At 56.6% G+C, this 26,203-nt stretch carries 22 protein-coding genes; 7 read left to right on the forward strand and 15 right to left on the reverse strand.

Annotated features, from left to right (window positions below):
• The first annotated feature begins 509 nt into the window (after positions 1-509).
• The 3 genes from INT32_RS16635 to INT32_RS16645 all read left to right on the forward strand — a co-directional run bounded on the left by INT32_RS16635 (position 510) and on the right by INT32_RS16645 (position 7,085).
• Complete coding sequence (locus tag INT32_RS16635) at positions 510-4,130, forward strand: hydantoinase B/oxoprolinase family protein (protein WP_193089838.1); 3,621 nt, start codon at positions 510-512, stop codon at positions 4,128-4,130.
• A gap of 351 nt (positions 4,131-4,481) precedes the next feature.
• A complete protein-coding gene (locus tag INT32_RS16640) occupies positions 4,482-5,480 on the forward strand; it encodes a tripartite tricarboxylate transporter substrate binding protein (protein WP_193089839.1) in 999 nt (332 codons plus the stop codon).
• Between the two features lie 57 nt (positions 5,481-5,537).
• Positions 5,538-7,085 carry an acetolactate synthase large subunit gene (locus INT32_RS16645; protein ID WP_193089840.1) on the forward strand — a complete coding sequence of 516 codons (1,548 nt, stop codon included), beginning with the start codon at positions 5,538-5,540 and terminating at the stop codon, positions 7,083-7,085.
• 60 nt (positions 7,086-7,145) lie between these two features.
• On the opposite strand, the gene INT32_RS16650 is transcribed toward INT32_RS16645, so the two are convergent.
• The 6 genes from INT32_RS16650 to INT32_RS16675 all read right to left on the reverse strand — a co-directional run bounded on the left by INT32_RS16650 (position 7,146) and on the right by INT32_RS16675 (position 13,329).
• Positions 7,146-8,093 (reverse strand): LysR substrate-binding domain-containing protein, encoded by a 948-nt coding sequence (locus INT32_RS16650; protein WP_193089841.1) that lies wholly within the window; start codon positions 8,091-8,093, stop codon positions 7,146-7,148.
• Positions 8,094-8,204: 111 nt separating this feature from the next.
• Positions 8,205-8,975, reverse strand: a complete 771-nt coding sequence (locus INT32_RS16655) for an amino acid ABC transporter ATP-binding protein (protein ID WP_193089842.1) — start codon at positions 8,973-8,975, stop codon at positions 8,205-8,207.
• Positions 8,972-9,622, reverse strand: a complete 651-nt coding sequence (locus INT32_RS16660) for an amino acid ABC transporter permease (RefSeq protein ID WP_128393116.1) — start codon at positions 9,620-9,622, stop codon at positions 8,972-8,974. The genes INT32_RS16655 and INT32_RS16660 overlap by 4 nt, the downstream gene beginning before the upstream one ends.
• Positions 9,623-9,624: 2 nt before the next feature.
• Complete coding sequence (locus INT32_RS16665) at positions 9,625-10,485, reverse strand: transporter substrate-binding domain-containing protein (protein ID WP_226817174.1); 861 nt, start codon at positions 10,483-10,485, stop codon at positions 9,625-9,627.
• 130 nt (positions 10,486-10,615) lie between these two features.
• Positions 10,616-11,767: a cystathionine beta-lyase gene (gene metC / locus INT32_RS16670; protein ID WP_193089844.1), complete on the reverse strand. Its 1,152-nt coding sequence runs from the start codon at positions 11,765-11,767 to the stop codon at positions 10,616-10,618.
• 230 nt (positions 11,768-11,997) lie between these two features.
• Positions 11,998-13,329: a PLP-dependent aminotransferase family protein gene (locus INT32_RS16675; RefSeq protein WP_193089845.1), complete on the reverse strand. Its 1,332-nt coding sequence runs from the start codon at positions 13,327-13,329 to the stop codon at positions 11,998-12,000.
• 136 nt (positions 13,330-13,465) lie between these two features.
• Between INT32_RS16675 and INT32_RS16680 the strand changes: the two genes are divergently transcribed.
• Positions 13,466-14,344, forward strand: coding sequence for a DMT family transporter (locus INT32_RS16680; protein ID WP_193089846.1), 879 nt, complete (start codon positions 13,466-13,468; stop codon positions 14,342-14,344).
• A gap of 47 nt (positions 14,345-14,391) precedes the next feature.
• Here INT32_RS16680 and INT32_RS16685 read toward each other — a convergent pair whose 3' ends face one another.
• Complete coding sequence (locus INT32_RS16685; RefSeq protein WP_226817176.1) at positions 14,392-15,201, reverse strand: siderophore-interacting protein; 810 nt, start codon at positions 15,199-15,201, stop codon at positions 14,392-14,394.
• 121 nt (positions 15,202-15,322) lie between these two features.
• Positions 15,323-15,904: a PadR family transcriptional regulator gene (locus tag INT32_RS16690; RefSeq protein WP_193089847.1), complete on the reverse strand. Its 582-nt coding sequence runs from the start codon at positions 15,902-15,904 to the stop codon at positions 15,323-15,325.
• A 280-nt stretch (positions 15,905-16,184) separates the two neighbouring features.
• Here INT32_RS16690 and INT32_RS16695 point away from each other — a divergent pair, with 280 nt between their 5' ends.
• Positions 16,185-16,661 (forward strand): DUF2753 family protein, encoded by a 477-nt coding sequence (locus tag INT32_RS16695; RefSeq protein ID WP_193089848.1) that lies wholly within the window; start codon positions 16,185-16,187, stop codon positions 16,659-16,661.
• A 116-nt stretch (positions 16,662-16,777) separates the two neighbouring features.
• On the forward strand, positions 16,778-17,389 hold the full coding sequence (locus INT32_RS16700) for a superoxide dismutase (protein WP_193089849.1): 612 nt from the start codon (positions 16,778-16,780) through the stop codon (positions 17,387-17,389).
• A gap of 232 nt (positions 17,390-17,621) precedes the next feature.
• Here the strand turns inward: INT32_RS16700 and INT32_RS16705 are convergent, their stop codons facing one another.
• Positions 17,622-18,419, reverse strand: a complete 798-nt coding sequence (locus INT32_RS16705; protein WP_193089850.1) for an SDR family NAD(P)-dependent oxidoreductase — start codon at positions 18,417-18,419, stop codon at positions 17,622-17,624.
• Between the two features lie 499 nt (positions 18,420-18,918).
• Between INT32_RS16705 and INT32_RS16710 the strand changes: the two genes are divergently transcribed.
• Positions 18,919-19,899, forward strand: coding sequence for a tripartite tricarboxylate transporter substrate binding protein (locus INT32_RS16710; RefSeq protein WP_193089851.1), 981 nt, complete (start codon positions 18,919-18,921; stop codon positions 19,897-19,899).
• A 94-nt stretch (positions 19,900-19,993) separates the two neighbouring features.
• On the opposite strand, the gene INT32_RS16715 is transcribed toward INT32_RS16710, so the two are convergent.
• The 6 genes from INT32_RS16715 to INT32_RS16740 all read right to left on the reverse strand — a co-directional run bounded on the left by INT32_RS16715 (position 19,994) and on the right by INT32_RS16740 (position 26,188).
• On the reverse strand, positions 19,994-20,986 hold the full coding sequence (locus INT32_RS16715; protein WP_193089852.1) for a hotdog domain-containing protein: 993 nt from the start codon (positions 20,984-20,986) through the stop codon (positions 19,994-19,996).
• A 204-nt stretch (positions 20,987-21,190) separates the two neighbouring features.
• Positions 21,191-21,958: a carboxymuconolactone decarboxylase family protein gene (locus INT32_RS16720; RefSeq protein WP_193089853.1), complete on the reverse strand. Its 768-nt coding sequence runs from the start codon at positions 21,956-21,958 to the stop codon at positions 21,191-21,193.
• A 51-nt stretch (positions 21,959-22,009) separates the two neighbouring features.
• Positions 22,010-23,236, reverse strand: a complete 1,227-nt coding sequence (locus INT32_RS16725) for an SDR family oxidoreductase (RefSeq protein ID WP_193089854.1) — start codon at positions 23,234-23,236, stop codon at positions 22,010-22,012.
• A 16-nt stretch (positions 23,237-23,252) separates the two neighbouring features.
• Positions 23,253-24,011, reverse strand: a complete 759-nt coding sequence (locus INT32_RS16730) for an SDR family NAD(P)-dependent oxidoreductase (protein WP_193089855.1) — start codon at positions 24,009-24,011, stop codon at positions 23,253-23,255.
• A 12-nt stretch (positions 24,012-24,023) separates the two neighbouring features.
• Positions 24,024-24,983, reverse strand: a complete 960-nt coding sequence (locus INT32_RS16735; RefSeq protein WP_226817178.1) for an acyl-CoA dehydrogenase family protein — start codon at positions 24,981-24,983, stop codon at positions 24,024-24,026.
• Between the two features lie 2 nt (positions 24,984-24,985).
• Positions 24,986-26,188, reverse strand: coding sequence for an acyl-CoA dehydrogenase family protein (locus tag INT32_RS16740; RefSeq protein ID WP_193089856.1), 1,203 nt, complete (start codon positions 26,186-26,188; stop codon positions 24,986-24,988).
• Positions 26,189-26,203: the final 15 nt, after the last annotated feature.

Raw genomic sequence — 26,203 nt, forward strand, 5'->3', positions numbered from 1 at the left:
AAGATGGGCAGTGTCTGGCGGACTGGCAGTTACGGTTATATCAGCCCTATGGCTGTCATACTTCAGAGAATATAAGATTTTTGCCGCAAGGGCACGAGAAGATTTTCAGGCAAAGGGAAAACACTGATAGGGTCTGCACCGAAACCGGGCGGCGTTCGGACGCGCAAGCCAGAGGCCGGTGCTAGCATATTTACAGACTTACAGACAATTGGACACAACGATTACGCCGCACAACCGTGCAGCACTGCTTCACGTATCGTCTCCTGTGCCGCTTTGTGTATCGCTTCAGGTGCCGCTTCCAGACGACAGTGCCGTTGCGGCGGTGATACGCTTGCGATCAAGCCGACATGTATGAAGGCGCGGCATGCAAGCGTTTATGCCAGCCAAATGATACCGCCGAAAACATTGGCATGATTTGTGCTGATACACTTGCATGACGCCCGTTCAGAAAATGACGAGCACAATTTTCAGAATCAATATTTTTATTAGAGACAGGCAGGACAAAAAACATGAGCAAGTGGCAATTCTGGGTAGACCGTGGCGGCACCTTCACCGACATCGTCGCAATCAATCCGCAAAAAACCTTATTGACCAGAAAACTGCTCTCGGACAATCCCGATCATTATGAGGATGCAGCGATTGAAGCAATACGCGATCTTCTTGGCGTTGCCAAGGGTGATCCGATTCCGGTGCAAAATATCGATTGCGTCAAAATGGGGACCACGGTTGCCACCAATGCACTGCTGGAGCGCAAAGGCGAACGTGTTGTTTTTTTGACAACCCGCGGCTTTGCCCACGCCTTGCGAATTGCATACCAGAATCGCCCGCGATTGTTCGATCGCCATGTGGTCCTGCCCGAGATGCTTTATGAACAGGTGCTGGAAGCCGACGAACGGATCGACGCGGCCGGCGATGTCATCACAATAATGGACGAACAGGCGCTGCGCGCGCAGCTGCAAGCGGCTTACGATCAGGGCCTGCGCAGTATTGCAATTGTATTTATGCATGCCTGGCGCAACCCGGCTCACGAGAAGCTGGCAGCCCAGCTGGCGCAGCATATCGGCTTCACGCAGATCTCTGCATCGCATGATGTCAGCCCGCTGATCAAATTTGTATCGCGCGGCGATACCACGGTGGTAGATGCCTATCTGTCGCCGATCCTTCGCCGCTACGTGGATCGGGTCGCCTCGCAATTGCCCGGCGTCAATCTGATGTTCATGCAGTCTTCGGGCGGCCTGTCGGACGCCCACCGCTTCCGTGGCAAGGACGCCATCTTGTCTGGCCCGGCCGGCGGCATCGTCGGGATGGCGCGCAGCAGCCAACAGGCGGGCTACGAGAAAATAATCGGTTTTGACATGGGTGGCACTTCGACCGATGTGTCGCATTTTTCCGGTGTTTACGAACGCGATTACGAAACCTCTGTGGCCGGGGTACGCATGCGCACGCCCATGATGCGTATCCATACTGTGGCAGCCGGCGGCGGCTCAATTCTGCATTTTGACGGCGCGCGCCTGCGTGTCGGACCGGATTCGGCAGGCGCCAACCCCGGCCCTGCTTCTTATCGCAAACAGGGCCCGCTGACTATTACCGATTGCAATGTCATGCTGGGTAAAATCCAGCCGGATTACTTTCCGGCGGTCTTCGGCGCCAATGGCAATGAACCGCTGGATACACAGGTTGTGACCGAAAAGTTCGGTTTGCTGAGTGCGCAGGTTAGCAAGGCTACGGGCCGGCAGGTGAGCCCGGAAGAGGTGGCCGCAGGCTTTCTGGCCATTGGCGTACAAAACATGGCCGAAGCAATCAAACGGATTTCAGTGCAACAGGGCCACGATGTCACGCGCTATACGCTGACCACGTTCGGCGGCGCCGGAGGCCAGCACGCTTGCCTGGTTGCAGATGCGCTTGGCATGACAACTGTGTTTGCCCATCCATTGGGCGGGGTGCTGTCAGCCTATGGCATGGGTCTGGCAGATCAGGTGGCCATTCGCCAGCAGACCGTGGAAAAGCCGCTACATGACAGCCTGATCCCGGAACTGGAGCAATTACGCGATCAGTTAGGCGCGCAGGCCAGCGCAGAATTGAAGACACGGCTGACCACAGGCATGCAGATCGTGCTGAACACCCGTGCACTGTTGAAATACCAGGGCACCGACAGCGCCCTGGAAGTGAATTTTGCCGATGCAGAACACATGCTTGCTGCATTCAATGAACAGTATCGCCAGCGGTATTCGTTTCTGATCGAAGATCGTGCGCTGGTTATCGAATCCTTGCTGGTTGAAGCGGTGATTGCCGGCAGCCGGATTGACGAGGCGTTGATTACGCGGCGCGATGACAGCCAGCCTGTGGCAGATTCACGTCGCCAAATGTACAGCAACGGCGCCTGGCATGACACACCGGTATTCCGGCGACAAGCGCTGCAGGCTGGCGATGTTGTTGCCGGCCCCGCGATTATTTCCGAAGCCAACCAGACCACGATTATTGAAGCAGGCTGGTCGGCAACCCTCAACGGCAAGGATCATCTGATTCTGACGCGGACCGTCCCCCTGCGTAATGCACTAGCCGTTTCCACGGATGCCGACCCGGTGATGCTTGAAGTCTTCAATAATCTGTTTATGTCGATTGCCGACCAGATGGGCCTGAGTCTGCAGAACACCGCCTATTCGGTCAATATCAAGGAGCGGCTGGATTTTTCCTGCGCGATTTTCGATGACCAGGGCAATCTGATTGCCAATGCGCCGCATATGCCGGTGCATCTGGGATCCATGAGCGAATCGATCAAGACGGTCATGCGGGAAAATGCCGGGAACATGCGTCCGGGCGATGCCTATGTGGTGAACGATCCCTATCACGGCGGCACGCATTTGCCGGACATCACCGTTATCACACCTGTGTTTGCTCGTGACCAAAAGCAGATCATTTTTTATGTCGGATCACGCGGGCACCACGCCGATGTCGGCGGGCTCACGCCCGGCTCAATGCCACCGGACTCGACGACCATCGAAGAAGAAGGCGTGCTTTTCACCAATTTCCAGCTGGTTCGCAACGGTCGGTTCCGCGAACGGGAAGCGCGGGACATTCTGATGTCGGGCAGGTATCCGGCCCGCAACCCCGACCAAAACCTGGCCGATCTGCAGGCACAGATTGCAGCCAACCAAAAGGGTGTCAGGGAACTGCATGCCATGTGCGATACGTTTGGACTGGAGGTCGTGCAAGCCTATATGCAGCATGTTCAGGATAATGCCGAGGCCTCGGTGCGTCGCGTGATTCCCCTGCTGCGTGATGGCAGCTACACCTATAAACTGGACAACGGCGCCGTAATACAGGTCGCGATCCGGATTCATGACGATCGTGAATCGGTGACTGTCGACTTTACCGGTTCATCTGCACAACTGACCAATAACTTCAATGCGCCTGCCTCGATCGCCGTGGCCGCCGTGCTTTATGTCTTTCGTACACTGGTGAACGATGAAATCCCGCTCAATGCCGGTTGCCTCAAGCCTATCAATATAGTGATCCCATCGGCATCCATGCTCAACCCCGAGCCGCCCGCTTCCGTGGTGGCCGGAAATGTGGAAACATCCATGTGCATTGTCAATGCGCTGTACGGCGCATTGGGTGTGCTGGCAGCCAGCCAGGGCACCATGAACAACTTCACTTTCGGCAATGCCCGCTACCAATATTATGAAACCGTCTCTGGCGGCACCGGCGCCGGCCCTGTGTATCTGGACTCGGACGACGAAGGCTTTGACGGTACCTCGCTGGTGCAGGCGCATATGACCAACTCCCGGCTAACCGACCCCGAAGTGCTGGAGCTGCGTTTCCCGGTACGCCTTGAATCCTATGCCATCCGCCACGGTTCCAGCGGCAAGGGCAAATGGCACGGTGGCGATGGCGGCGTCAGGCGCATGCGCTTTCTGGAATCGATGACCGCTGCCATTCTTTCCAATAATCGCAAATACGCACCCTTCGGTCTGAAGGGCGGGGAGCCGGGCCAGACCGGCAGGAACTATATCGAGCGGGCCGATGGTTCTGTGACAGAGCTTGGCCCGCAGGACAGTGCCAATCTGCAGCCGGGGGATATATTTGTGATTGAAACGCCGGGCGGCGGCGGTTACGGTCTGGCAGAATGAGCTGTCCCGATGCTGTCCGCGTGCGGCCCAGTGACGCAGATGTGGCCCGAACATGGCGTGGATGCCCTCGCCGTCAATAGGCTGCTGCGACTGGGCACAGGAGCGGTTGCTCAACTGACACAGGGCAACAGTGCCAGTGGCGCAGGATCAATTGACCGTGGCGCCCGGATCAAGTATTCCACCATGCAAAACGCAGAACGAACCATGCCTCAGGGCCGATGAAATCAGCTTCTTCATATTTCATTTGTATTGGTCCTGGAAGCGGATACACTATGCACAGGGGTGGCCACCCGGACTCCCGACAGTAATACGATACAACGATAAGAAACACGCATCCAAAGGAGACATGCTATGACATTCATTTCCAATACGGTCACACCGATTCGGTCCCTGGCGCTGGCGACCCTTGCTGCCTGCTGTGTCGCCAGCGCAGCGCACGCAGCCGGTTATCCCGAGCGCGCTGTTACCCTGATTGTGCCCTTCCCGCCTGCCGGCACAACCGATCTGATCGCCCGGCATGTTGCCCAGGCACTGGAAAAGGAACTGGGCCAGAGCATTGTGGTCGAGAACCGGGCCGGTGCCGGCGGCAATGTGGGCATGGGCGCACTGGCGCGCGCCAAAGCAGATGGCTATACCATTGGCATGGGCACCATCGGGACGCAGACCATCAACCAGTTTCTGTACAAGGATATGCCCTTTGATCCGCAAAAGGATTTTGCGCCCATTGCGTTGGCAGGTACCACACCGAATATCATTGCCGTCAATGCCAATTCCGATATCAAGTCGCTTGGCGACCTGATTGAAAAGGCCAAGGCGGCAAAAGATAAAAAGCTCAGCTACGCTTCTCCAGGCGTGGGCTCATCGGTGCATCTGACCGGCGCCTATCTGGAAGACGCAGCCGGCATCAGCATGCTGCATGTGCCATTCAAAGGCGTGTCGGGCTCGATGCCTGCGCTGATCGGCGGCCAGGTGGACATACTGATGGACAACCTGCCCAGCACGCTATCACAAGTGAAAGATGGAGGAAAAGTGCGCGCAGTTGCCGTAACGGGCGCGCAGCGGGATCCTGCCATCCCGGATGTCCCGACGGTCGCCGAATCGGGCCTGCCGGGCTTTGATGTGAGCGCATGGTTTGCCCTGTATGCACCAGCCGGCACGCCTCCCGAGGCCATCAAGACGCTGGTTGCTGCTGCAGAAAAAGCATTGGCCTCGAACGAATTGAAACAGAAACTGCAGCAGACCAGCACCCAGCCAGGCACAATATTCGGCACTGATCTGACGGCATTCGAGGCCAAGGAACGTGAACGCTGGAACAAGCTGATTCAGGACAAACATATTCAGTCCAAATAGTTTTTATTGTTAACCCGTTCCGTGCGCGGAACATAGTTGAAAAAGGTTTATAGATTCATGAACGGAGCAGACAGTCTTTGCGATACCTTGCTGGAAAACGATATTGATGTATGTTTTGCCAACCCCGGTACCTCGGAAATGCATTTTGTAGCAGCGCTGGATCGCAAGCCGCAGATGCGCTGCGTACTGGGTGTTTTCGAGGGCGTGGTGACAGGCGCGGCCGACGGCTATGCACGAATGGCCGACAAGCCGGCAGCCACGCTGCTGCATTGCGGGCCCGGCATGGCCAACGGCCTGGCCAACATGCACAACGCCAGGCGCGCCCATACCCCCATGGTCAATGTCGTGGGCGATCACGCCAGTTATCATTTGCAATACGACGCACCGCTGACCAGCGATATCGAAAGCCTGGCCACACCCATGTCCGACTGGGTAAGGCGTATTGCGTCGGCCGACGATGTTTCCGGCGCTGCAGCGGCGGCGATCAGTGCAGCAAACAGCGGCTACGGGGCTGTGACCACGCTGATTCTGCCGGCAGATGCCGCATGGACTGAAACCTCCACCCCCATACAAAAAGCGCCGGCCGTCAAGCGCACACAGGTTGCTCCGCAAGCCCTGCGAGCGGCAACCGAAGCGCTCAATAACGGTCGCAATACAGTGATCCTGCTGTCTGGCAAAGCGCTGCGTAGCAAGGCGCTGGAGACCGCAGCCCGGATCGCTGAGCGTACCGGTGCCCGGCTGATGGCGCAACAGTCCAACGGTCGCATTGAACGGGGTGCAGGGCGTGTGAAAATAGAACGCGTGCCATTTAACGTTGATCTTGCCATCAAAGCGTTGCAAGATACCGAACAGTTGATTCTGGTGGGCGCAAAAACGCCCGTTGCCTTTTTTGCATACCCGGGCAAGCCTGGCGAACTGGTTCCGGAAAATTGCAAACGTATTGAACTGACGCAGCCGGACGATGATCTGCCCGGCGCCCTGGAAGCCCTGGCTGATGCCGTGGGCGCAACCCAAACGCCGATCAGCCTGCTTGCAGAACGAATTGATATCGGCCTGCCGACTGGGACACTGGACGCAGCTGCCGTGATCCAGGCGATTGGCAGCCTGCTGCCCGAGAACGCGATTATTTGCGATGAATCTGTTACCTCGGGAAGGGATTCGTTCAAATCGACATTTGGCTCGGCGCCACACGATTTCCTGCAGATCACAGGCGGTGCCATCGGGATCGGAATTCCTATGGCCACTGGTGCAGCCGTTGCCTGCCCGGATCGCAAAGTCGTTCTGATGCAGGCTGACGGCAGTGGCATGTATACCCTTCAGGCCCTCTGGACACAGGCCCGCGAACAACTGGATGTGGTCACTGTTATTTTTGCAAATCGCAGTTATGCCATATTGCATAACGAATTCAAGCAGGTTGGCGCCGGCGCGCCCGGCCGCAATGCCCATCGCATGCTGGATCTGGACAACCCCGCATTCGACTGGGTACACATGGCCAACGCGGCCGGCGTAGAAGCTGCCCGGGTGACCACCACGGCAGCCTTATCCGATGTGCTGCGCAGCGCCATGACGCGCAAGGGGCCGTTTTTGATTGAAGCGGTTATCTGATCCAGAACCTGGTGAGTGCAGCTGTGATATCGCCGCGCTCACCACACCTGAGGATTGCATTTACCGTGATTTTCGGCCAGCGGGTTTGGACGGTATTGCACCCAGAAGCTCGTCAATCTGTGTTTGCACTTCACTCATTTGAATACGCATGAATTTAAGAAACTGCTTGGAACTTTCCGAGAATAATCTATCTGTACGAAACAGCAGAATCGCGCGAAACTCGACATCGAATGCCGCTCGCTTGAGGACCAGCCCGCTGTCAGCATAACCTATCGCGGTCACCGGATTGGCAACGCCAATGCCCACCCCTTGTCGGGCCAGTTCACATACCGTTTGCGAATAAGGCGTTTCAACGATACGCCTGGGCACCACATTGGCGTTCTGCAGCAGGGCATCCAGGCGAATGCGACTACTGTCTTCGGCGTTAAGCGCGATGAAATCCATATCCTGAAGATCTGTGAGCGCAATGATCTGCTTATTGTTCAGCGGATGGTCTTTGCGCATGACGACCACGCATTGTGTTCTGTAGAACAGCGAGTGTTCCAGACCGGCCAGCGACATCTCATCTGCCATTAAACCAAAATCGGCCTGTCCGGATGTCACATGCGCATGCACATCCTTGGAGCTCATGATTTGCAAAGAGATAGAGGTTTCTGAAAAACGATGGCGAAAGGACGCAACAACGTGCGGCAGAAAACTAAAGCCCAGCGCAGGGTACACAGCAGCAGTCAGCCGGTCGGCGCCACCGGACTTCAGGCTGCGAATGCGATGTTCTATTGCCTGCATACCGACAAAATGCCGCTCGATATCATTGAGCAGTATCTGCGCTTCGCGGGTGGGAACCAGCCGTCCGCGAATTCGTTCGAACAAACACAGATCTGCCGAGGTTTCCAGCTTACGCAATGATTGGCTGACTGCCGATTGCGAAATCCCCAGTAAAGCGGCGGTCTTGCTGGCCGTCCCGGACACCATGACCGAGCGGAAAATTTCGATGTCCCGGGCATTCATACGCGGCTCCTGGAAGGAAAATGATCGCTGCCGGCAGTGCTCACACAGAAGCAAACGGCCAGCTCAAACAAGCAAGACCGGTCACCCCATTACGAATCGCCAATGATCAGGCTAATCGACCTGCCCCAGAAACTGGGTAATGCGTGAATTGCCCTGATTACTGAAAAATTGTTTCGCCGAACTATTCTCCAGAACGGAACCCTGCTCCATGAAGATTATACGGTTTGCGACACTTTTGGCAAACCTGACCTCATGCGTGACCACGATCATGGTCATACCATCACGCGCCAGTGCCCGCATAACCTCCAGCACGTCGTCACGCAGTTCAGGGTCAAGCGCAGAGGTCGGTTCATCAAACAGGATAACTTCGGGATCCATCGCCAGCCCTCTGGCAATGGCAACCCGCTGCTTTTGCCCGCCCGACAAATGGGCCGGATAGTCATTTGCCTTTTGCGCCAGACCGACGCGCTCAAGCAGCTGCATGCCTTTGTCCATTGCTGACGCTTTGGCCATACCCTGAACACTGATCAGTCCCTCTATGACGTTTGCAATTGCCGTCATGTGTGGGAACAGATTGAAAGACTGAAAGACCATGGCCGATTTTCTGCGTATCTGCTGGATCTCATGCTTTTGCTTGCCTGTATATTGCTGTGTGGGCTCAACCGTAACCCTGATCCCGGCGATCTCGACCGTGCCGCTGTCCGGTCGCTCCAGGAAGTTCAGGGATCGCAACAGCGTGGTCTTTCCTGAACCCGAGGGTCCCATAATAACGACCACCTCTCCTTTATCTACGTCCAGATCGACGCTATGCAAAACCGGTGTTCCCGCGTAGCTTTTGCAAATGCCACGCGCCTGCACTGCGCTTGTGATTTCAGATGTCATCGAATATGCCTCGCACACCGTTGCTCCAGATAAGTCTGAAGAATTGTCAGTATTTGGTTGATGATCCAGTAAATAGCGCCAACCATAAGAAACATCTCCATGTAGCGGAACGTGGCCGCGCCTACCTGGTCAGCCACCCTGGTCAACTCCACCACCGTGACAGTGGATGCAAGCGAGGTGTCCTTCACCAACGCGATCAGGCGACTGCCTACCGTTGGAATGGCAATGACCAGGCCCTGCGGGAGAATGATCCGCTGCATCAGCTTACGGTAGCTCAACCCCATGGACAGTCCTGCCTCCCACTGCCCTTTGTCCACGGCATTGATGCCGGAGCGGAAGTTTTCACTCAGATAGGAAGCTGAAAACAACGTGAGGGCAATAATGGCAGAGGGCACAGGTTCAAGAACAATGCCTATGCGCGGCAGGCCAAAATAGATGAGCAGCAGTTGCACCAGCAACGGCGTACCGCGAAAGATGGACACGTAAACGAATGCCGCGTAGCGCAGTACCCTGAAGGACGAGATCCGTGCCAGCGCAATAAACAGACCGAGTATACAACCCAGGATAAAAGAGCTGGCCGATAGCAACAAGGTCAAGAGCAGTGCGTTTTGCAGGAGCGGCAAGGCTCGCATGAACAGCTCCAGCATGATTATTTCCCCTCTGCTGCGATTTCTTCTTTGGCTGCCGCTATTGAGCCCAGCATATTGTAATCCTTGCCGACAAACTCATTGCTTATGCGTTCGACGGTGCCATCCTTGAGCATGCTGTCCAATGCACTGTTGACGGCTTCACGCAAGGCATCCTGTCCTTTTGGCAGCGCTGCAGCGGCCAACTGGAATGTCAAGGGTTCGCCAACCTCCTTGACTGGAATCCCTTTGGCATGCGCGTACTTCATACCACCAAAATGGGAAATGATGACAGCATCGATTCTGCCATTGGCGATATCATTGAAAATTAGCGACCCGTTATCGTAGCCTCTGATATCCGAATCGGTCAGATGCTCACGTGCCCAGCTTTCGTTGGATGATCCGGTCGAAACCCCTACCTTTTTGCCGGCGAGTGTTGCTCTGTCCGTAATATCGGTATTGTCATTACGAACGAAAATGCGAAATACTTCAACCCCATAAGGGACGGAAAAATCAACCTGTTTGCGGCGCGTCTCGGTGGGTGTCATATCGTTCATGACCAGATCGTATTTATCTGTTTTCAACCCTTCTACAAAGTTCTTGTAGGTGTCGCCAACAAATTTTATTTTCGGCGTTCCCATGCGCTGCGCCATCTCTTTGGCAATGGCCACATCGTACCCGGTCAGCTGATTCTTGTCGTCAAGCATGCTCCAGGGTGGACTGGCCTGGGTATTGGCAATGCGTATGACGCCGGTGCTTTTGATTCTTTCCAGTAGATCTGTTTGCTCTGCAAGTGCGGGTGCAGTAACACTCGCTCCTCCTATGGCCAAAACCAACATAGCTGCCAGTTGCCGTGATCCACGTATCCATGTCGTCGTTTTCATATCATGTCTCCACATTGATGTGATGTTGTGTTCGATCCGCACCCGGTGCCCTGGCTGCAGGCGCATACCGGATGTGAACGCTCTTTCTTTACAGCAGATTTATCTATTGACGCCTGCCGTCGCGCATTTTTTATGCGCAAACTTGGGCATAGGCGCTTAGGGCCTTTTTTAAATCCTGGATAATCAGTTCGGGATCCTCCAATCCTGCCGATAATCTGATGATGGCCTGATCCGTTCTCGGAAATACCCTGTCGCGCTGCATTTGCGCCGGATAGAATGCGATCAGACTGTGTACGCCGCCCCAGCTGGCGCCAAGCACAAGATGCTCCAGCGCAGCGAAAAATGCGCGATAAGCCTGTTGATTCTCCTGGTTGAGCGTAAAAGAAAACAGGCAACCGCCCGGTCCAAAATCACGCTTCCATACTTCATGCCCCTGGTCACCGGGCAGGCAGGGAAACAGCATGTCCCTGACTTCGGGCTGTTGCTGCAACCAAGTGGCGATGGTCAGGGCATTCTCACTCTGCCGGCGGTATCTGATCTCGAAGGTTTCCAGCCCGCGCATCACCAGAAAACAATCATCTGGACTGGTCTGCAGCCCCATAATGCTCTGCGTCTCACGTAACTGTGCGAACTGCTGGGCATCATTGGTGATGACGGCACCGAGAAGCAAATCAGAATGACCACCGAAAAACTTGGTTGCAGCCTCGACACACAAATCAATGCCATGCTCCAGTGGACGAAAACCCAGTGGCGAGGCCCAGGTATTGTCCATCATGGTCATCACACCGTGTTTTTTGGCTGCAGCCACAATCGCCGGGATGTCGGGCATTTCCATGGTGACCGTTCCAGGCGCCTCGGCGCAGATCATCTTCGTATTGGGCCTGATAAAACGCGATATTTCATGCGCAATATCCGGTGGATAATATTCAACCTCGACCCCCAGGCGGGCCAGCCATTTTTCTGCGTAGGTTTTCAGGGCGCCATAGCTTGCTGCCGAAATAAGCAGATGATCTCCACCCTGCACGAACGCCATCACGGCAAGACATAATGCGGCCTGTCCGGATGGCGTCACCGCGCAGTGGCGGCCACCTTCAAGACGAGCGATATCCTGCTCCAGCAAACGGGCGGTTGGCGTGCCCGTGATGCCATAGCTAAAACCATCAGGCTGCCGCGCCTTTCTGTGTATGAAGGATTCAACGTCGTCAAACACAACGGTGGAGGCGCGCCAGACAGGGGCCGACAGGCCTGCAAATGCTTCGTTCGCTTGGTAATACTTCTTCATGGTAGTCAGAACTCAAATGGGGAAAGTCTGGCCAGTGTTGCAGAAGTTGATACCAGCGGCTACATCTATAATTATTGACTCTATAAGTAAAACTTAAGTGTGGCCGAGCAGGCGTCTTTGTCGATCGCGAAAGCCCGGCTGTGCCCGGCGCCTGGCAGTCACCGCGTGACCGGAGCCCTTCTCTGTGTTTGCTCTATAACAATCGCACAATCGGCGATGAAAAATCCGCGTCATGCATAAGACATCACGCAATGCCTGACCCGCTCCAATGCCGACTGTAGTACGTCCGGCGTAACCGACCCAAGTGCCAGGCGAATTGCATGCGGCACGTGGACCGTAGTGGCAAATGGCTCTGCTGTTGACACGGAAATCTGTTCGCGCATGAGCGCCATCGCAATCTGATCTGCCCGTACCTCTTCGGCCAAGGGGATCCACAGAAAATAGGATGAGGGGTGGCCAACGCACGAGATACCTGCCAGGATCTTTCGGGCCATGGCCTGGCGGTATTGTGCGTCTTCGCGTTTTTCGCGTTCAAGCTGCAATACAGTGCCGTCGCGGATCCATTCAATTGTCATGGCGGTCATCACTCCCGGCGTACTCCAGGTTGTGGCGCGTATGGCCCGTTCCAGCGAGGCAATATGCGCCGGCGGCGCCGCGACCAGGCCCACGCGCAAACCTGCGGCAACATTTTTTGAAAACCCGGTGATGTAGATCGTGATATCCGGCGCCAGCTGGGCAATAGGCGCAGGCGCGTCATCAACCAGAAAAGCGTAGGCGGCATCTTCGATAATAAGCAGGCTGTATTTGCGTGCAACCGCCACCAGTTGCTGCCTGTGGTTTCCGCTCATGACCCAGCCCAGCGGGTTGTTCATGGTGGGCATGGTATAGATCGCCTTTATCCGACGCGAACGACACAGCTTTTCCAGCGCGGCAATATCGGGGCCATGGTTGTCTGCCGGGATGGGCACCAGCTCCAGATGCAGCATATCTGCCAGCACCCGAAAGCCGGGATAAGTCAAGGCATCGACGGCAACCACATCACCTGGATTCAGGCGTGCCATCACCGTGATGGCCAGGCCATCTTGCGCACCATTCACGATCAGAATCTGCCCGGCATCGACGATAAGCCCGCGATGCGCCAGATATTGCGCCATCACTGCCCGGTCGTGTGCCCTGCCGCCATAAGGCTGATAGCGCAACAGCGAGGCCAGATCGCCCGAAGTGGACAACTGCCTGAGCGCATGGCGCAGCAGTTCGGCCTGCTGTGGCAACGAAGGGTAATTGAAATTGAGATCTATCATGTCGGCTGCGACCACGTGCTGATCCGTTCCGTGTCCGGGCGTGAGCGTGATGGCCCGCACATAAGTGCCGCGCCCGGTTTCACCGCTGACTAACCCCATGGCTTGCAGCTCAGCGTAGACGCGGGTCGCGGTAACCAGGGACATGCCTTCGCGCGCAGCCAGTTGCCGGTGGGTCGGCAGCCGGGTTCCCGGCGCCAGCTGCCCTGCCTGGATTTGCTGCGCAAATCGATCGACAACTGTTTTGTATCGCAGGCGGGCCATAGGCAGATGTATCCATGACAATAATTTGATTGTCATTATTATAAGTTCTAAGATTGCATTTTGCCATTGCTGTTTCACGACAATACGGGCGCAATTGCAGGTGTGATAGATGACGGATGATCAATCGGGTGAATACATGAAACACGGAAATTGGCAGACAAATACAGCAGGTGGCTGGCTCAATGGATTTCTCGGCGTGCTGATTTTCAGTGGTTCGCTGCCGGCAACGCGCGTGGCGGTGCTGCAATTTGACCCAATATTTTTGACGGTCGCCCGTGCAACCATTGCCGGTGTACTGGCGCTGGTCATGCTGCTGGTGTTCAGTCAAAAACGTCCCACCCGGGCCCAGTTGGTCCCGCTGCTCATCGTGGCCCTGGGGGTCGTGGTGGGGTTTCCGCTGCTGACGGCGCTGGCGCTGCAGCATGTCACGTCGGCGCATTCCATTGTGTTTATCGGACTGTTGCCGCTGGCCACAGCGGCATTCGGCGTATTGCGGGGCGGCGAGCAGCCGCGCCCTGCCTTCTGGCTCTTCTCTGTCACCGGTAGCCTGCTGGTGGCAGGATTTGCCCTGTCGCAGGGCCTGAGCGCCTCCCTGACGGGCGATCTGCTGATGCTTGCCGCCGTGCTTGTCTGTGGGCTGGGTTATGCCGAGGGCGCGGCGCTGTCACGCAACCTGGGCGGCTGGCAGGTGATCTGCTGGGCTTTGGTGCTGTCTTTGCCTGCCATGCTGATTCTCTCGCTGCTGACCATGCCGGCCTCATTTGCAGGCATCGGCGCTCCCGCCTGGGCAGGCCTGGCTTATGTGTCGCTGTTCAGCATGCTTATCGGTTTTGTGTTCTGGTATCGTGGCCTGGCCCAGGGCGGCATTGCCGCTGTCGGCCAGTTGCAATTGCTACAGCCTTTCTTTGGCCTGGCGCTGGCAGCAACGCTGCTGCACGAACCGGTCAGCATGCTGATGATCGGCGTCACGGTGGCGGTCATTGCATGTGTCGCAGGGTCCAAGCGTTTTGCCTGAGGCAAGTGCAATAGCACGCTATGGTTACTGCTGTCGCCGCATGTGACCTATTCCTGTGGAGTGCCCTGCTTCCAGTAATTGCTGATGCGCATCCGTGATTTATCAATGCCCTTTTCTTCAAGCAGGTACTGGCTGATGGCCCGCATTTGCGCGGCCTGGCCACCGCCCCAGATATAGCCTTCGCCAGCCGGCAGCGCAAAGGCGCGTACGGCGTCGACCAGTGCTTGCTCCGACTGCTGCTGTCGGTGCAGCCAGGTGATCTGGACATCGGCCTGCGTATGAAAGCGCTGCTCTTCGGCGGCGTTTTCCACCAATGCAATCACGTGGACTTTGGCGCCTTCGGGCAACGCTTCAAGACGCCGGCCGATAGCCGGCAAGGCGGTTTCGTCGCCAATCATCAACTGCCAGTCGAAGTCTGGCGCGATGACAAATGAGCCGCGCGGCCCGGCCACAACCAGTTGATCACCGGCCGTTGCGCCCGCCACCCAGGTTGAAGCCGGCCCATCGCCATGCAGGACAAAATCAATATCCAGTTCGTTGTCTGCGGGACGGTAGCGTCGTGGGGTGTAATCGCGCGCTGGCGGACGAACAGTGCCTTCAGGAAACTGCGGCCCCGCTTCGGTGTTTGTCGGAACGACGAGCTGGCCATCGGCAGGGAAAAACAGTTTCATATGATCGTCGAACGAGGCGGAGATAAAGTCGCCAAGATCGGGACCGTGAAACGTGACGCGCACCATGCGCGGCGTCAGGCGGGTGACCTGCCGCACTTGCAGCAGGCGAGCCTTGAGCGGATGGCGCACGCGCTGGGGCGTGTGTTCGGTGGGAATCGGGGTTTGCATCATTGTCAGGGTACTCATAGGTGAATCTGTCGAAAATGCCGTCGATAAACAGGCGTTGGGGAGCGCATCCTGGTGCTCGCATCTAGCAGCGCGCGCCTTCGGACGGCTGTAGCGCCGCAGTGGTATTCATCCATTGATCCTATCGTGGCGGTGTACAGGACTGGTTGATTTGCGCAATGGCCTCTTGCAGAATCGTAGTGATACGTTTTTGCTCCTGTGGATCGGCGGCGCTTTTAAGCAGCAATGCCCGCTTCAGAGCGAGGCGCGCTGCCAGAAACTCAGGGAGCCAGCCGTCATTGCCTGTGGCATCGCTGTCAGCGGCCATCGCTCCCTGGATGTATTTCATTTTGTTGGCCAGATGCACCAGCATGGCCAGCAATTCCTCTGCCTGATCGCGATGTTCATTCAAGAATGCCAGACCTTCGGGCAATAACGCATAGGATTTTTTGTTGCTGCTGACCGACACCGAGGCATAACCAATTTCCTGGATGTAGGTAAGCGCCGGATACACCATGCCAGGGCTGGGTTTCCAGTATCCGCCGGAACGGCTGTCCAACTCCTTAACCAGTTCATAACCGTGACTGGGCTGCTTTTCAAGCAAAGCCAGCAACATAAGCTGCAGATCGTCCGATGAAAATTTGCGGCCACGGGTAAAATTCGCCTCGTGGCGATGCCGGCCATGTTCGCGCGAGCGATCACCTGGCTGCTTGTCTTTTTTCATTTCAATTCCTTATAAACATATCGTACGATATATTTTATGACCTTAATAGTCAAGTGAAAAAGAAGTGACATCCATTATTTTTCTGAGTTTTTTACAGTTAATCTTCGTTGTTAAACACTGCTGAAAGAGTATAGATACGGGGTTATTTATTTCATAAGTCATTTATTTTTAAAGACAAATTAAATATTCACATTACTTTCAGAAAGGCCATTGTTGCTATGTATAATAAAAATCATTACTATTTGCATAAGCGATACAGTGGTATTGCCATGGAGGCGTTATGCTGAATGAAATAAGGACCGAAGCGTCCGCGGTAAACAGCCAGGATTATCTTGTGCGCTGGCGTCAGGCAACGACAGATGGCAATGATGCGTTCAGCAGCGGCAGCTACAGGGAAGCGATAGGACACTATGATTTTGCCCTGACCATGGCCACGGATTTTTTTGGCCAGGCTGACGATGCCGATACCGCCATTGCCGCCTATGTCATTGCCCATCACAATCTGGCCGATACTTACGAGCGTCTTGGCAGCGAAGCGCTACAACGCCTGCACTTGTGCCTGGCACACGAAAAACTGTGCGCCGCGATGAATGATCGCGCACTGCCGCAAGCGTGGCAAATGGCGGCCATGAATCACAGCCGGCGCACCTATGGCGAACTGACCCGTTTTCTGGGCCGGCACCCGAACGATAAGCAAGCGCAACTGGCGGCAAGCCAGGGCGCGGCCGGTATCACACTTGACATAGCCATGCATTGACGGGCTTTCTCTTGCCTTCACGCCCCCGTGGGTTGAGCACTTGCATTCGACCGGCACCGCCAGCGGATGCATCAGCTTGCCGATTCTTTTATCACTAATTACATCAGGAGCAATTCATGTCTTATACCCTTCCCGCTTTACCTTACGCTTACGATGCGCTCGAACCCAATATCGATGCACAGACGATGGAAATTCACTACACCAAGCACCACCAGACGTATATCAACAACCTGAATGCGGCGCTGGAGGGTGCAAGCCTTCCCAAGCCGGCTGTCGAGGAACTGATTGCCAATATCGATACACTTCCCGAATCCGTGCGCGCGGCGGTACGCAATAACGGCGGTGGCCATGCCAATCACAGCCTGTTCTGGCAAGTGATGTCCGCACAAGGCGGCGGCCAGCCCGATGGCAGTCTCGCCGCAGCCATTGACGCGGATCTGGGTGGTCTGGAAAAGTTCAAGGAAGCCTTCACCAAAGCAGCCATTTCCCGCTTCGGTAGCGGCTGGGCCTGGCTGAGCGTTACGCCTGAAAACAAACTTATTGTTGAAAGCACGGCCAACCAGGACAGCCCGCTGATGACCGGCAACACACCGATTCTTGGCCTTGATGTGTGGGAACATGCTTACTATCTGAAGTACCAGAACCGCCGACCCGAATATATTGCTGCGTTCTACAATGTAGTCAACTGGCCCGAAGTGGCACGCCGGTATGAGGCTGCGATGGGTTGATAGTATGTACCAGAGCGCTTTCACCTGATTGCGCCCGTCCGATCGCACTCATCGGAACCGGAAAGCAGGCCTGGCCTGCCTTTTAAAAAAGCTGAGCACCGCACAGGTCTGCCGTGGCACCAACGAGTGGATTCTGCGTGGCCAGCAGTGTGCTCGTCAGCGCAACAGCAGACCCACTGACTTATTTTGCGCTGACGTATTTGGCTGCCACATTTCGCAGTCACATTGCATTTTACGCGCGACGTGGTCGCGGAATATGACTCATGAGCGACTGCGTAAAGCCTCCATCCACAACTATTTCTGCACCATTGACGTAGGCCGAACGATTGCTTACAAGAAAGACGGCCACATTGGCGATATCCTCCGACATGCCGATGCGACGTTGAGGCACGGCATTTTCCCGTTGCTCGCGCACGTGCGAATCGACATAATAGGGTTCGCTCAGGGGTGTACGAATCAGCCCGGGACTGATCGCATTGCTGCGCACCCCCTGTGGCCCCCATTCAACCGCCAGTTGCCGGGACAGCATCAAGATTGCCGCTTTGGTTGTGCTGTAGGCGCCGCTGAACGGCTGGGGATTTGAACCGGCGATGGATGCGATATGAACGATAGCACCTTCGCCCTGGGCCTGCATTGACTGGCCAAAGGCGCGGGCACATCGCAAGTAGCCTGTCAGATTGACGTCAATCTGGCGCTGCCAGTCTGCAACAGCAATCGCGTCAAGATGCCCCTGTACAGAGACCGCAGCATTGTTGACCAGTGCAAAACAGTGGCCCAGTTGCCTGCTCACGATTTCTGCCGTCGCAGCGACCTGATCATCGTCAGCAACATCGCAGGCCAGTGACAGGCATTCACCCTTGGCATTGGCACGCAGCTGGTCCACCTCACCAGGCGATAATGCCTGACGATCCAGCATGGCGACATGCGCGCCATTTTCAAGCAGCGCACGCACCGTTGCGCGTCCGATCCCGCCGTTTGCGCCCGTGACCGCTACGACCCTTCCTGCAATGCCCAACCACGTATCGTTCATCCTGAATCCTTTGCTCCGTCTGATTTATGTTGACTCTATGTGCAGATCTCCCTTTGCTACGTATAGCGGATCTGCGCCTGCCTGCCATGGGCTTTGCCGGTATAGTGCGCCCGCGATAGCCCCGGCCCCGGTCTGCGCCCGTTGAGCCTGCAGACTGTCACCTGCCCAGGGCGTGCCTTGGCCGCCTGTTATCATCTTATCCGGCTTGCGCTGCGCGCACTAGCCGCGATTCACGCAAAACACAATCGAGCTTTTGGCGAGCAATTGTGATTGGCGCAAGCGGCAAGCGTTATGCGCCAATCACAATTGCTATCGCTTTGGAGCAGCGGGCTGATAACGAACGTGATAAAAATCGACCGCAAGCCATTGCTCCTGAATTTGCAGTATTGTTCTGCGCGTGTGCCCCTTATCGCAGGCAAGCGGTCAGTGTATAAAAGCCTTTGCCACAAAGAGGGCAATGCAATTGACGACAAAGTTTCCAACTGGAGCGAGACCAAGCATGAATTTTTTCCGAAGCACCGTCTTGATCGGCGTATCTGTACTGGCTTTTACTGCCACCACGGCTCATTCGCAAACCGCAGAACACTACCCGGACAAACCGATCAAGATCGTGGTGCCCTATTCGCCTGGTGGCTTTACCGATATTCTGGCGCGTCTGTTATCGCAGAAGCTCTCCGAAAAATTGTCGCAACCGGTGGTAGTGGAAAACAAACCGGGCGCCTCGACCATCATTGGCGCAGAAACGGTCGCCCGAGCCCGGCCAGATGGGTATACGCTATTGATGGCCGTCACCACAACACTGTCGACCAATCCACACCTGTTCAGCAAGCTGCCGTATAAAGTGTCTGACTTCAAGCCGGTTGCGCTTGCCGGCCTGACGCCATTTGTGCTGGTTGCCAATCCATCCGTGCCAGCGAACAATGTGCGCGAGCTTATTGATCTGGCAAAAAATGAGCCAGGAAAACTGTCGGCGGCGACGCTGGGCAATGGCTCTTCGACCCATCTGGTCCTGTCCATGTTACGCGGGGCCACGGGTGCCGATATTCTGGATGTTCCCTATAAGGGCTCATCGCCAGCCATGTCCGATCTGGTGGCCGGGCATGTCGATCTGTTCTTCGATGCCATTACTACCTCGCTGCCGCATATTCAGGCCGGCCGATTAAAGGCCATTGCAATGACATCTGAAGAGCGTCCGCAGGCAGCGCCATCCATTCCGACTTTTGCAGAAGCGGGTACGCCAAACATGCTGGCCTATTCCTGGTACGGTTTGCTGGCGCCTGCCGGAACACCGGACGCCATTACGGATAAAATAAATGCGGCCGTCAATGAAGCCCTTGCTTCTGAAGAGATCAGGCAGAAGTTTTTGACAGAGGGCGCCGAGGCGCGCATGATCAGCGCCACGGCATTCGGCGATCTGATTGCAGCGCATTCGAAAACCTGGGGCGCCGTTATCAAGTCACTGGGTATTCGCCTGGACTGAACGATTCATTGTTGCGCGGTGCTGAAGCGTCGGCCCAATGCAAACGGATATTTGCCTCCCATATTGAATTATATTGAGCGGGCGGTTGGCTTATTTATTCCCTGATCAAGGTGGACTGGGTCTGGAGCACCAATCGGTCTGTGTCAGTCGTAATATCGCAGGTGACATGAGCAAGGTTGCGTCCCTGGTTAACGATGCGACTGCTTGCTTTCAATATGCCTTCGGTTCCTGGACGAATGAAGTTGGCGCTTATCTCAAGCATGCGCCAGCCGTGCTCTACAGTAGCAAGGCTGGTGCTGATCGCAAGCCCCAGCAATATCCCGCCCTGTACATGACCGACCCGATTGCCAATATGAAGGCCGCATTCGATCTCGCATGTGGCTGCCTTGCCGTGCGCTTGCGGCATCAACCCCCAGAACCTTTCTGTAAAAGTCGCAGTTGTATCGCGATCGCCCGCGCTGTCTCCCTCTCGATGTCTGCCGTCGATGCTTGCTTTCTGTGCTTTGAGATAAACGCGTTTTTCCTGGTCGGTAAGATCATTGATTCCGAGCCATTCAACTTGTTCCAATGACTCAGGACTTGGCAGCACTTGCGCAGGTTTATCTGCCGGACGATTCAGAACGGCAAAATTGGCTTCCGCAAAACATATTTCCGTATCCCCAGAAAGGACCGCCACGCTGCTGTTGCGGATTGCAATTGTGTTGGTGTCCGAGCGAAACCGGGTATGGCTTCTGGCCAAAAGCCGCTGTGTTCCGGAGCGACCGGTAAACGTTAATCTGGCGCTGACCGTCGCCAGCCTGGTCTCAAATCCGACTTCTCCGCGAATGGCGGCCGCCAGCGCAACATCGGCCAGGATGCACAAGGCAACCGGTAGCGGCTGGCCGTTGCGGTCTACATTGCGATCCAGATCCATGGTCAGCGTTGCCTCGTCAAGGCTCACCGAGTCATATGCAATACCCAAATAGTAGCCGGGAAGATGCCATCCGCTGATGCGCTGCAGACTCAATGCCTGCAAAACACGCAATACATCCGGATCGGGCGTGGCGGCATCGCTGGGAGAATGAGTCTGAGTTCGAGTCGGGTGCATATGTCAATTGAATTGAACAGGTAAGTATGGGCAGGCGCGTTATCTTTGCATAGACGGCCATTTTACACGGCTTGCTGAATGCGCCCTTTAAAGGCCGTTAAAGCCAGTAAAGCCGGTGAAAGTCCGGCAGACTGGGGCTTTACGTGGCAGAACATGATTGGCACGCCCTTGCGCAGCCTTACACTAATTGAACGGTGATGCGTGTTATTTTTCCGGGTGGTTGGCCGGCATACCAGACCTAATGCTCTCTTCGAAGGTATTGGCTCCCAGTGCCGTACCGTGAATGGATAAATGCGCCCCAAGCTGAATGGCTTGCAGCAGTTCCGCCTGGCTGATGCCCGTTTTCAGCGCGCCCCGGATGCGAATGCGCAACATCGTTTCATTGAAACCGGTAAAGCAGGCGGCCAGGGCAACTTCAATGAGCCTGCGTTCCCTGGGTGCCAGGCCGCCCGGTGCTGACCCACCGTTTTGCTCTTCAAGAAAATCGAGCAATACGTCCAGATAGCCCGGATCCAGTTGCGCCAATGTCTCCATGAAAGCAGGCGTTTCCTGAAAGTGCTGCAGCACGCGCTCGCGCTGTTGCACGGACATCGCCGCGCGGGATTCAAGGCCGGTTTCTTCCGCAAGAATGCTCACGGCGTCATAGACGTGACTGAGACCCTGGGTGGCCACAATATGCAGCACATCAAAAACGTCTGCCGCGCTCACCCCTGCCGCGCGGGCAAAATCCAGATGGGTTCTCAGACCTGTCGGGTACAGATGGGTCGCGGAGCTATCGAGCGCGATGTAGATCAGTTCAACCAGGCGCTCGGACAACGGACCCTGCCGTGCCGGATAACCGGCATAGGATGCATAGCCGTTCAGAAATTGCGGCTTGTGACGCAAGATGGCCTGTGTCCAGGGTCTCCAGTAGCCACGCTGGGCAATGAAATGCGCTTTGATCTGTTCCTGCTCAAGGGTATGGTCGGTCATGATGCGTTGCTCGTGTTCGTATTCGTGGCGATGGGGCAAGGGCGACCACCATCAGGTGGCGTGCGCCCGAATGGTCTGCCCCGTCAGAAACTGGGCGCGGGCGCCCGCCACAAACAGCAGTAGCGGAGCCAGTTCAGAGGGACATACAGCCGGATCCATTTCAATGGCATTGACGCGCATGGCACGTGGACCCAGTTCACACGCCAGGGTGGCGATCAGCATGTGCGCAGCGGCCAAGTCCCCTGCCTTCTGCCAGCTTACGGCCTGATCTTGTGCAGGCAGGAGCACCGTCAGGCTGCTATGCGCTGCGTTCTGGCTGGCATAGCGCCGTGCCGCTTCATGAACCGTGTGCAGCAGCTGTCCAGCTTGGGCGTGCAGGCAAGAAAAATCAAGGGTGGCGGTGTAGTGCCCTGGTGCGCTGGTCGCGTCATCAGCAGCCAGTGCTGCGGTCCAGGGCGCAGCCGGGTTGCCGGCAAGCCGGTACGCCACAGGGCTATCGGACGGCAGCGGGAGGAGCTCGGCGGCTTTGAAGGGCGTGCTGCCACCGAATACGGATGAACCACCATCCAGGCTGAATCGCTCTCCGCTAAGCGGGGCTGCCGCTTCCGATGCCAGGAAAAACAGGGCTTCGGCCATTTCCTGTGGGTCTGCCATGCGGCCCAGCGGAATTTTAGCCACGATGTCGGCCGGTTGAAGGCGGCCGATGTCAATCAGTTCAGCCACCAGTTCAGTACGTACAAACCCCGGGCACAGCACGCTGACGGCAAGATCAGGCCGAGCAGCAGCCAACGCCTGCGTTTGTGCAAGAAGGCCGGCTTTGGTAGCGCTGTACGCGCCGCGCCAGGGAATGGCGCGCAATGCGGCGCCTGAAGCCACATTGACGACACGGGCGCCCGACGCAAGTTGCGGGAGCAATGCCTGGACCACCAGGGCGGGCGCACGCAGGTTCAGTGCGGCCAGACGGTCCAGTTGTGCTGCATCCTGATTGACCAGTGGCAGACCACTGGTATCGGACATGCCTGCGTTGTTGATGACGGCATCCAGGGCAAGGGACGGATCTGCCAGCGACTGTATCTGCGTTGCCTGCGTCAGATCGACCGTACGCACCAGATGTTTGACGCCCCCGGCGCCTTGTGCCACAGTAAGCGTTTGCATTAATTGGGCTAGTGCCATGACATTGCAATCGACCAGCACGCAGCGCCAGCCCCGGCTAGCAAACAGCATCGCGCTGGCGCGGCCGATGCCCGAAGCGGCGCCGGTAATGAGGATGGTGGGCATGGCGATCACTTGAAGATCAGATATTCGTAAAGGTGATGCCGCCGTCAACAACCAGCGCCTGCCCCGTAATAAAACCGGCTTCGTCGCTGGCCAGAAAGCAGATTCCCCTGGCAATGTCGGTTACCGTGCCCAGGCGCCCCAGCGGTGTACGCGCGATGCGATTGGCATCCCGCTCTGCGTTGCGATTGCGTTGCGTGCCTTCGGTGGGCACCGCCGAAGGGCAGACGGCGTTCACGCGAATATGACGCGCTCCCAGTTCTGCCGCCGCTGCACGCGTGATACCCAGAACGCCGGACTTGATGCCGGAATACACCACGGAATTGGTGGCCGAGCGCAGGGCCGCGGTAGAGGCCACATTGACGATCACGCCTCCCCTGTCGGGATCCATGACGTCCACTGCCGCCTGCAGCCCCCAGATCACGGATTTGAAGCCGATGTCAATCATGCGATCCACTGTTTCCGGCATGATATCGGGCACCGCCTGATAACGTACCCAGGCGGCGTTGTTTACCATGATATCCAGGCGCCCCATGTGCTGATGCGCCTGCGCGACGGCAGCAGCCACCCCTTCGCGGGTGGCCATGTTCTGCACCACATCAAATGCCTTGCCGCCCGCCTGCGTGATCTCCTGTACGGTGGCGCTGACAAATTCCTCCTTCAGATCATTGACACCGACGATAGCGCCACGAGCCGCCAACTGTTTCGCCGTTTCCTTGCCGATGCCGTTACCCGCGCCGGTAATCAGGGCCACGCGGCCCGCCATATCCTGTTGCATTGCTTTGATTCCTTATACCGTTGCGATGAACTGTGCACCCAGACCTTCCAGTCTGCGCCCGTTATTGAAAGCGGCTTCGATCTTGTGCACTTCTCTGAGGGAGTAATGCAAGGGAAGCTCCCAGGTGAACCCCATGCCACCGTGCAGGTGAATGGCTTTTTCGATAATAAAAACGGCATTGCCCAACGCGCCCGAAAATGCCGGGGCCACATCGCGCGACGCACCAAATTCATTGGTGAGCAATGCGCGGCGCAGTGCGGCTGTCGACGTCTCGTGCAGCAGTTGCATGCGCGCCAGGGTATGGCGCACTACCTGTTTGGCCGACAAGGGGCGTGCGAACTGTACCCGCGTAGACGTATATTGCGCTGTTCGCGTCAAGGCCTCGGCGCTCAGACCGTTGATAAAACCGGCACTCAGGACCAGTGCATCATCCTTCAATGTAGCAAACGCGTCTGCCGACAGGCGCGCCTTGACTACGGCGCTCGCCAGATCAACGTCAAATTGTGGGTACTCGGGATCCATCGTACCGTTAGCCTGCAAACGCAGCGAGGCCGTTTCGAGCAGGCTTGCGCCAGTTTCATCGGCCACCAGAATCCAGTCGCACGCGTCAGCATAACTGGCATGGCTTGCGGATTTTTCTGCCACGCTGCCTTGCCAGGCAATGGTGGCGATTTTCTCACCGGCGATCAGCGCCTGTGCAATGTCGCTATCGGCAAATGCCTTTGCCAGCACCATCTGCTGCACCAAAGGAAAATGCAATTGCAGGGAGCCGGCAGCCTCGCATACCGGCACGCCGAATGCCAGGCCCAGGCCAAGACCACCCCGGCTCTCCTGGGCACACACACCTAACAAGCCGGCAGCGGCCAGTACAGTGGCGGTGTCGCGCACGCCGCGATCCAGCACATCACTCACTGCAGCGACAGCCGCTTCGGCGAATTCTTCGGGGCGCAAACTTTCTTCCTGACGACTCATGATCAGATATCCTTTGGCAGTTGCATAATACGCTGGGCAATGATGTCCAGTTGCACTTCGGTGGTGCCCGCGTAAATGGTCTCGGCATGCGAGAACAGATAGGCAGTGCAAAAATGTTGGCGCGCGCGCTGCGCCAGCGGGCTTGACGACGGCCCGATCTGAGAGACGATCTCCTGCGCCAGCGCCATGAATGCCTGATGGCATTCCGACCAGAACAGTTTGGTCAGCGAACCGCGCGCACCAATGGCCGCCCCGGCAAGCAGCTGGTCGACCGATTGCTCCACCAAGCCCTTGAGCGCATCAATTTCACACACAAGCTGGCCAATGCGGCGCTGATAGTAGCTCTCGGCTAATCGCCCGGAAAGCTGCGCATCCGATTGACACGCCTGAACCAGTTGGCGCAACTCACACTCGAACCGCCACGGACGGTACATGCGATTGGTGGCCCGTTCAATGGACAACACGCGAATGGCGGCGTTCCAGCCCTCATCGGGTGCGCCCAGGCGTGCGCTGTCGGGGACGATGACATCATCGAAAAAAACTTCAGCGAACGACTCCTTGTTGTCAATGGAACGGATTGGCACCACACGAATACCTGGCGTGTTCATGGGAACTGCAAACATGAGCAGGCCACGATGTTTGTCGGCAACGGTGCCCGTTCGTGTCAGCAAGAGGCAGTAATGCGCTTTTGCCGCGCCGCTAGTCCAGATTTTCTGTCCGTTGATCCGCCATTGGTCGCCTTCTTGCGTGGCGCGGGTCCGTAACCGCACCAGGTCGGAACCGGCATCGGGTTCCGAAAAGCCCTGGCACCAGTAGTTCTGCATTTGCAAAATTGCAGGCAGGAACGTCTGTTTCTGGTCTTCTGTACCAACAGTCATAATGATCGGGCCGGCCAGTTCCTTGCCGATAGAGCTGACGCTCTCGGGCATGGCCAGCGCACCGATTTCCTTGTTGACCGCCAGGTGTTCACGCAGGGTGAGCCCATGGCCGCCGTATTCCACCGGCCAGGTCATCCCGGCCAGGCCGGCGCGATACATGGCGGCTTCCCATTGGCTCGATTCCTCCAGCGTCGGGCTGCGGTAATCCAGGCTGTCCGCCCGCATATGCGCGGGCAGGTTATTTTTCAGCCAGTCGCGGGCATGTGCACGATAGGCGTCAGGTGCGATAGCAGGCTGAGCGGTCAGCGGGTTGGCGTGAAAATCCATGCTTGATCTCGAAAG

It is taken from the genome of Advenella sp. FME57 (genome assembly GCF_014897675.1).
Taxonomy (GTDB): domain Bacteria; phylum Pseudomonadota; class Gammaproteobacteria; order Burkholderiales; family Burkholderiaceae_B; genus Advenella.

What these genes read in the sequence shown, in the direction of transcription:
- INT32_RS16650 (WP_193089841.1), bottom strand. Translation starts at nt 8,093, where the DNA reads ATGAATGCCCGGGACATCGAAATTTTCCGCTCGGTCATGGTGTCCGGG.
- INT32_RS16640 (WP_193089839.1), top strand. Translation starts at nt 4,482, where the DNA reads ATGACATTCATTTCCAATACGGTCACACCGATTCGGTCCCTGGCGCTG.
- INT32_RS16695 (WP_193089848.1), top strand. Translation starts at nt 16,185, where the DNA reads ATGCTGAATGAAATAAGGACCGAAGCGTCCGCGGTAAACAGCCAGGAT.
- INT32_RS16685 (WP_226817176.1), bottom strand. Translation starts at nt 15,201, where the DNA reads ATGAGTACCCTGACAATGATGCAAACCCCGATTCCCACCGAACACACG.
- INT32_RS16725 (WP_193089854.1), bottom strand. Translation starts at nt 23,236, where the DNA reads ATGCCCACCATCCTCATTACCGGCGCCGCTTCGGGCATCGGCCGCGCC.
- INT32_RS16715 (WP_193089852.1), bottom strand. Translation starts at nt 20,986, where the DNA reads ATGCACCCGACTCGAACTCAGACTCATTCTCCCAGCGATGCCGCCACG.
- INT32_RS16660 (WP_128393116.1), bottom strand. Translation starts at nt 9,622, where the DNA reads ATGCTGGAGCTGTTCATGCGAGCCTTGCCGCTCCTGCAAAACGCACTG.
- INT32_RS16655 (WP_193089842.1), bottom strand. Translation starts at nt 8,975, where the DNA reads ATGACATCTGAAATCACAAGCGCAGTGCAGGCGCGTGGCATTTGCAAA.
- INT32_RS16705 (WP_193089850.1), bottom strand. Translation starts at nt 18,419, where the DNA reads ATGAACGATACGTGGTTGGGCATTGCAGGAAGGGTCGTAGCGGTCACG.
- INT32_RS16730 (WP_193089855.1), bottom strand. Translation starts at nt 24,011, where the DNA reads ATGCAACAGGATATGGCGGGCCGCGTGGCCCTGATTACCGGCGCGGGT.
- INT32_RS16710 (WP_193089851.1), top strand. Translation starts at nt 18,919, where the DNA reads ATGAATTTTTTCCGAAGCACCGTCTTGATCGGCGTATCTGTACTGGCT.
- INT32_RS16735 (WP_226817178.1), bottom strand. Translation starts at nt 24,983, where the DNA reads ATGAGTCGTCAGGAAGAAAGTTTGCGCCCCGAAGAATTCGCCGAAGCG.
- INT32_RS16675 (WP_193089845.1), bottom strand. Translation starts at nt 13,329, where the DNA reads ATGGCCCGCCTGCGATACAAAACAGTTGTCGATCGATTTGCGCAGCAA.
- INT32_RS16645 (WP_193089840.1), top strand. Translation starts at nt 5,538, where the DNA reads ATGAACGGAGCAGACAGTCTTTGCGATACCTTGCTGGAAAACGATATT.
- INT32_RS16680 (WP_193089846.1), top strand. Translation starts at nt 13,466, where the DNA reads ATGAAACACGGAAATTGGCAGACAAATACAGCAGGTGGCTGGCTCAAT.
- INT32_RS16690 (WP_193089847.1), bottom strand. Translation starts at nt 15,904, where the DNA reads ATGAAAAAAGACAAGCAGCCAGGTGATCGCTCGCGCGAACATGGCCGG.
- metC (WP_193089844.1), bottom strand. Translation starts at nt 11,767, where the DNA reads ATGAAGAAGTATTACCAAGCGAACGAAGCATTTGCAGGCCTGTCGGCC.
- INT32_RS16720 (WP_193089853.1), bottom strand. Translation starts at nt 21,958, where the DNA reads ATGACCGACCATACCCTTGAGCAGGAACAGATCAAAGCGCATTTCATT.
- INT32_RS16700 (WP_193089849.1), top strand. Translation starts at nt 16,778, where the DNA reads ATGTCTTATACCCTTCCCGCTTTACCTTACGCTTACGATGCGCTCGAA.
- INT32_RS16635 (WP_193089838.1), top strand. Translation starts at nt 510, where the DNA reads ATGAGCAAGTGGCAATTCTGGGTAGACCGTGGCGGCACCTTCACCGAC.
- INT32_RS16665 (WP_226817174.1), bottom strand. Translation starts at nt 10,485, where the DNA reads ATGAAAACGACGACATGGATACGTGGATCACGGCAACTGGCAGCTATG.
- INT32_RS16740 (WP_193089856.1), bottom strand. Translation starts at nt 26,188, where the DNA reads ATGGATTTTCACGCCAACCCGCTGACCGCTCAGCCTGCTATCGCACCT.